This is a genomic window from Limnospira sp. PMC 1279.21 (assembly GCF_032349615.1).
GTDB classification, from domain to species: domain Bacteria; phylum Cyanobacteriota; class Cyanobacteriia; order Cyanobacteriales; family Microcoleaceae; genus Limnospira; species Limnospira fusiformis.
This window is the reverse complement of the sequence record NZ_JARPLU010000007.1, coordinates 60,559-66,216: the sequence shown is the minus strand read 5'-3', so window position 1 is coordinate 66,216 and position 5,658 is coordinate 60,559. Positions and strand designations below refer to the sequence as shown.

5 protein-coding genes are annotated in these 5,658 nt (G+C 47.6%); 4 read left to right on the top strand and 1 reads right to left on the bottom strand.

Translation table 11 applies throughout. The features are described from left to right. Window positions 1-523 precede the first annotated feature (523 nt). The gene (locus P5683_RS02255; RefSeq protein ID WP_193520723.1) at window positions 524-1,837 is read right to left on the bottom strand and encodes an RNA-guided endonuclease TnpB family protein; all 1,314 of its coding nucleotides are present in this window, start codon (window positions 1,835-1,837) and stop codon (window positions 524-526) included. A 45-nt stretch (window positions 1,838-1,882) separates the two neighbouring features. Between P5683_RS02255 and tnpA the strand changes: the two genes are divergently transcribed. The 4 genes from tnpA to P5683_RS02235 all read left to right on the top strand — a co-directional run bounded on the left by tnpA (window position 1,883) and on the right by P5683_RS02235 (window position 5,533). Continuing rightward, window positions 1,883-2,287, top strand: coding sequence for an IS200/IS605 family transposase (tnpA, locus tag P5683_RS02250; RefSeq protein ID WP_035759030.1), 405 nt, complete (start codon window positions 1,883-1,885; stop codon window positions 2,285-2,287). 313 nt (window positions 2,288-2,600) lie between these two features. Continuing rightward, on the top strand, window positions 2,601-4,226 hold the full coding sequence (locus P5683_RS02245) for a DUF6930 domain-containing protein (protein ID WP_006623063.1): 1,626 nt from the start codon (window positions 2,601-2,603) through the stop codon (window positions 4,224-4,226). A gap of 25 nt (window positions 4,227-4,251) precedes the next feature. After that, complete coding sequence (locus tag P5683_RS02240; RefSeq protein WP_006623062.1) at window positions 4,252-4,647, top strand: DUF1823 family protein; 396 nt, start codon at window positions 4,252-4,254, stop codon at window positions 4,645-4,647. 7 nt (window positions 4,648-4,654) lie between these two features. Then, on the top strand, window positions 4,655-5,533 hold the full coding sequence (locus tag P5683_RS02235; RefSeq protein ID WP_006623061.1) for an NAD(P)-dependent oxidoreductase: 879 nt from the start codon (window positions 4,655-4,657) through the stop codon (window positions 5,531-5,533). Window positions 5,534-5,658: the final 125 nt, after the last annotated feature.

The following is a 5,658-nucleotide window of genomic DNA, read 5'->3' as shown; positions in this document are numbered from 1 at the left end:
ATTGGCAGTGGTCGGATTATTGGGAATAGGTTTTCCCTCACGCCTTCCGTTCCCCGTTTCAATCCTGGGTTTGTGATTCCCAAAACTGGGGGTGGCTACCGCCTTTACTCTTTCCCATAATCGCCCCAAGTGGATTTTACTCCTCCTAAGTTCACCTGGACGGTAAATTTGGCGATTTCTTAAAATGGGATTGACCTTGAGTTTCCTGCCTTGCTCGTTTTAAGCCCGAGTGTCGGAACATATAGACAGTTAAGGGGTAAACTGGGTTGATTCAGTCTATCTCCCTCTAGGAGGTTATTTCAGGCATTGCAGCCCTATTTCAATCCTAAACGTCTCGCACGCTATCCTTAGCATGGCAGAATGGGAGACACTATTGTTGAAACAGTTCCCCGTGGGGTTCCATAGCTAATTTAAAGCCGGGCTAATTAATGTATGGTAGTTCAACTCACGAATCGACCCTGCCATCTATTGATCCTAGCAAGGATTGTAACAAATCTAAGGGGGAGATTGACTACTCCCCGCGCTAAAGCGACGGGGATTCCCCGGAGGGATTACAGCACTTCTGAGTTAGGATCGACACACCAGGAAGATCCCAAATTCTCAGACGCCTAGGCGAAGTCAAAACGCCTCTTGCGGGGATGCCTTGCATCCCCGTTACTTTTGCTTTGCGACCGATATTCCACGCCCCGTTGCAGTCGGCATTGACCTCAACGCCAGCAGCAGAGCGATAGGTTCCACGTCGAATGCGCCTACCTGAAGCCTTCCAACCCTCGGGTTTTTCACCGTAAACGGGAATACTGTCTAGGTCTAACGCGGACGCTTGCGACGTATAACTTTCCTCCTGTTCAACGAACAAAATACCGTGGGCCTCGCAAAGCTGAGCTATTCGGTTCTTCAGCCTTGCCGTAGGAATCTGCACAAATTTCTGGTTGGTTTGGCAGCCCATGCTGGCCCCGTTTTTTTGCCCCTGATTCCAGCCAAAGACCACAGTGCCAATGCCATGCTTCAGGCAGTGATTGACCACTAGCCTATCTGCCTTGTTGACGGCATCCCGCATCTGGCGATTACGCTTGCCCGTGAGCTTATCTAGCAACCTGCACCAAAAGGCATGAGGCTTTCCCTCTTTGATGGTGGCGACCCGTTTGTTGTAGAACTGGTTGAGCGCCTTCAGGTGCTTGCCGTCCACAATCAAACTATGGCCCTCGCTATCCACACAGGTCAGCCAGTTGTCAATGCCGTGATCAATGGCTAGCGACTTCTCAGGGTCTAGAACCACGGGCACAACGGGGGGTGCTTCGCAGATCCAGACGGCATCAAAGTAGCCTGCACGAGGAACAATCTGCACCTCTCTAACCTTTTCCCAGTCAAGGTTTGACGGGAAAGGCAGGAAGATTTCGGGTAGGTCAAACCAGACCTTGCAGGCCGTTCCCATTGGCACCCTAACCTGACCATCAACCAGCCTCAGCCACCGCCTAGGGTAGCTAAGCTGAAACATGCCGCCAGACTTGCGGTAATTGGGCGGCTTCGGCTTTTCAGTCAGCCCACCGCTGCGCCATAACTTCAGTAGCTCACGGTAGCCCTTGAACGCCTCACCCACGCTGATACAGGTTTGCTGTGCAGCGCTGGTATAGAGCGCTTTCATGTGGGCGTTGTGCTTCATCTGGCTCGATAGCCAGCGCCCATTCGAGAATTTACCTGCCTTGAAATACAACTGCCTAGCCAGGTAAACCGTGCAGTTGTAGAGGTTATTTGAAGCCGTGCCAAGATACTCCAGTGCGGCCCTCAGGGGAGGGTCGTCAGGGAGTTGATTGACTTGTGCTGCAAAGGTTTTAGCCATAAAACAAGTATACTAGAATTGTCGATAAATGGGTAGCCTTCAACAATGCGAGATGAGTCAATCAACTACCGCCACGGCAACCACTCGGTAGGGCTGGCCCATGTTCACCTGGTCTGGATTCCGAAAAGGCGGAAGAAGGTTTTGGTCGGCAACGTCAAGATGAGGCTTGCCGCAATACTGAATGAGGTTGCCCTAGAAAATGACTGGCTGGTCAAGGCTCTGGAAATAGCCCCTGACCACGTTCACATCCTGGTAGAGCACGGCTCTCAGGTCGCCATTCACCAAATAGTCAAAGTTATGAAGGGGCGTTCATCTAGGCGGATCAGGCAGGAGTTCCCTCACCTCTGCAAGCTACCTTCATTGTGGACTCGGTCGTATTACTACGAAGCTACAGGGAAAGTCAGCACGGCTAAGGTGACAGCTTACATTAACGACCCTCACCATTCCTGATGGCGGCTAAAGCCGCCGTGTCGCTTTTCCGCCCCGCTATAAAGAGACGGGGCTACCAATCTCCCGAGTTTTTATCGTGTTAAGATCGCGGTCAAGGAGATCCGGGCTAGGGGCGGAAACCCAGTCCTACAGCCAGATCTAATCTGGGCGCGATCGCATTTACCCGAATTTGGTATTTTGTCATACAATCTAAGTTAGGGACTAAAGCCGGGACAAATAACCGGTACTCTCAACGGAGCGGGTCCTTTCCTGGTTCTGAGAATCGTGTAAAATCCTAATCTGGTAGCACTACTCGATATTATAAATTATCTAAATGACATTTCTCAATCGTTCAACCCTTCGTCGTTTACAAAAACTACCCTCCATTCCTAGCGTGTGGGAGGGCGATCGCCGTCCCATGTCTCACGAGTCTCGACCTAGTTTGGAAACAGATATAGAGGCTGATAATGACTGCATCATTTGGGTTGACGGTTCTCAGGGAATGGTACGGTCAATGGATATGGTATCGGCTAATATTGGCCCAGAAGCGATCGTCCGAACTTTACTCAGGGCGATGGAACATCCCCAAAGCCCTACCCCAGCAGCCCGCCCTCACAAAATTGTGGTCAAAGATCGCGAAATTCAGTTTTTCCTGCGCGGTGTCCTACAAGAACTCGATATAGTTATAGACTATGTACCAGATTTACCACTAATTGATGAGATATTTAGGGGACTCCAAGAAGTAGCCGAAAGTCGCCCCCCTCAACTCCCCGAAGCCTTTGTAGATCCCCTGCTCAAAAAAGCCGAGCAAATTTGGAAAGATGCACCTTGGGATAAATTAGGGGAACATCAAATTATTTCTATAGAAATCAATCACTTAGACGTAGGAACTATCTACATTTCTACACTGGGTAAGTTAGGGATGGATTATGGGGTGCTAATGTACCGTTCCCTAGAATCTTTAAAAAGGTTTCGAGAAAGAGTTGTTGCTGACCGACCTTTTGATAACCTAGAAGAAGCATTTTTAACTCAAGATTGTCTGTTTGTCACCTTTGAGCCTTTGTCAGAAGAAGATGAGGAGGAGGACGTAATCTGGGAAACTTTATCAGCATCGCAGATTGAACCTAACTTTGGTAATTTACACCCCTTAGAAGGTTTGCGATCGGTCATCTACGAAGAAGAAGCCACGGTGATGATGGTAGCCTTGGAAGCACTGCACCGATTCTTACGAGATTTTCGCTATAAATTAAATGAGGATTCATTTCCTGAGCTGTCTAAACGCTATCGCATATCTTGTTCTGTACCTGATGCACCTGAAACCAAAATGATTTCGGTGAAGGTGAAAACTTTACCAGAGGTGGCTGATGAACTTCTGGAAATGGTGAAAGCAGCGGAAGATGACGAGGAGGAGTTTGATTACCCTACCTTACGAGATGATTTGATACCACCTAAATCATTTTTGAGTTTGGGTGTAATTCCTTGGGAAACGGTGGATTACTTGCGAAACAATACGGAGTTCTACCAGCCTTCTGATGTGGATATTCCTCAGAAAGGGGATGGTTTACCTGTGATTTTGATTCAAACCTCTAAGCCGAAGGCGAAAACACTAATTCAAAATTTGGAGGAGGCTGGAGGATTAGCGGGAATATGTTTTAACTCAGGGAAAGATCCCATGGAGGGTCGGAATTATGACCTGGGAATTTTGAAGACGGAAAATGGTGAATTGCATTTGTTTGGGGAATTTATGGAAGATGACCCAACTCATCAGCGGGCTAGGAAAAACTGGGAAAGACGCTGTAGCCAAACTCAGGGTTGGTGTGGTTTAATTATTGCTATGGGGTTGACGGGCGCTTCTCGTGGTCAGCCCGGTTTTAAGGATATGATGGCATTGGTTGAATTGCGCTCTGTTTCTCCTGATGAGTTTGGATTGGGACCTTTAGAACTCATTACCCCCATGTAATTAACTGGAAACTACAACCTAGGTTATGTCTGAACTACCCCCCCTAAATACTGATACGATTTGGGCGATTCTCAATGAGGAAATAGAGGACAACACTGTTAATCAACTGGTTTGGTATTATCTTGGTTATCGCTATGACGAACAAAGCGATCGCTGGGATATAACTCAAGTTGATACACAGTGGCGAGAAACATATCGAGAACCCCCGGACTTTATCGAAAGCCGTCCGGCTACTGTTCAACTCACCCGGTCGATACCTAAAGAAAATAAACAACTCCTGAAAGAGGAACTAGGCTTTAAAGGCTACACTATTGGAAACTTTGGACCGAGACAAACCCGGCGCGCTACTATGGCTAACTGGTTACTCTCCTATATGAAAACTACCCAAGCTAATAATACAGATATTGAAAAATTGAGGTAAGGATTTCGTGACTAAAACTGCATTTTTGGGACTTGGCGTGATGGGTGGCTATATGGCTGCTAACCTCGCTCAAGGTGGTTATGATGTGAAAGGATGGAATCGTACTCCCTCGCGTCCTGGTGTGGCGATCGCCTCTGATGCAGGTGCTACAATCGTCCATAGCATAGAAGAAGCTGTGACCGAAGCTGAGGTGATCTGTACCTGTGTGGGAGATGTTCCCGACGTGGAAGAAGTCATCCTTGGTTCCCTTGGGGTGATTCAGTTTGCTAAACCGGGCGCGATCATTATAGACTTTAGCACTATTGGGTCGGCGGCGGTTCATCCGATCGCTTCGGCGATCGCATCCCATCAAATGCAGTTTTTAGATGCACCTGTTTCCGGGGGAGATATCGGCGCGAAAAATGGTACTCTAACTATTATGGTGGGTGGCGATCGCCATAGCTTTGACACCTGCCTACCCTTGTTAGAAACAATGGGTAAAAATATCCGCTATTGTGGTCCTAGTGGTAGCGGTCAAGCTGTCAAACTCTGTAATCAGGTACTATGTTCCCTCAACATGATTGGACTATGTGAGGCGATGTTACTAGCGGAACATCAGGGTATTGACCCTCAACTAATTGTGGAGGTATGCAGCACCGGAGCCGCTGGGTCTTGGGCTTTGTCTAACCTAGGGGAAAAGGTAGCTAACAATGATTTCGCTCCGGGTTTTATGATTCGCCACATGGTTAAGGATTTGCGATTAGTTCAAGAGGCTATTTCCAGGGAGTTACCAGGGGTAAAATTAGCCGATACCCTGTTTAAAATAGTTCAGAATTTGGATGAAGGTTTAGGCTCTACTCAAGGAACCCAAGCCATGATTAGAGCTTATCAGAAGCCGGACAATTAACAATTAACAATTAACAATTAATAATTAATAATTATCCATTTCGGAGACCGCCGCTACTAGAGATAAAGCCACCATGGGGGCTGTGAGCGATCGCCAAAATTAACAATTAATAATTAATAATTAAT

What these genes read in the sequence shown, in the direction of transcription:
- tnpA (WP_035759030.1), top strand. Translation starts at nt 1,883, where the DNA reads ATGCGAGATGAGTCAATCAACTACCGCCACGGCAACCACTCGGTAGGG.
- P5683_RS02240 (WP_006623062.1), top strand. Translation starts at nt 4,252, where the DNA reads ATGTCTGAACTACCCCCCCTAAATACTGATACGATTTGGGCGATTCTC.
- P5683_RS02255 (WP_193520723.1), bottom strand. Translation starts at nt 1,837, where the DNA reads ATGGCTAAAACCTTTGCAGCACAAGTCAATCAACTCCCTGACGACCCT.
- P5683_RS02245 (WP_006623063.1), top strand. Translation starts at nt 2,601, where the DNA reads ATGACATTTCTCAATCGTTCAACCCTTCGTCGTTTACAAAAACTACCC.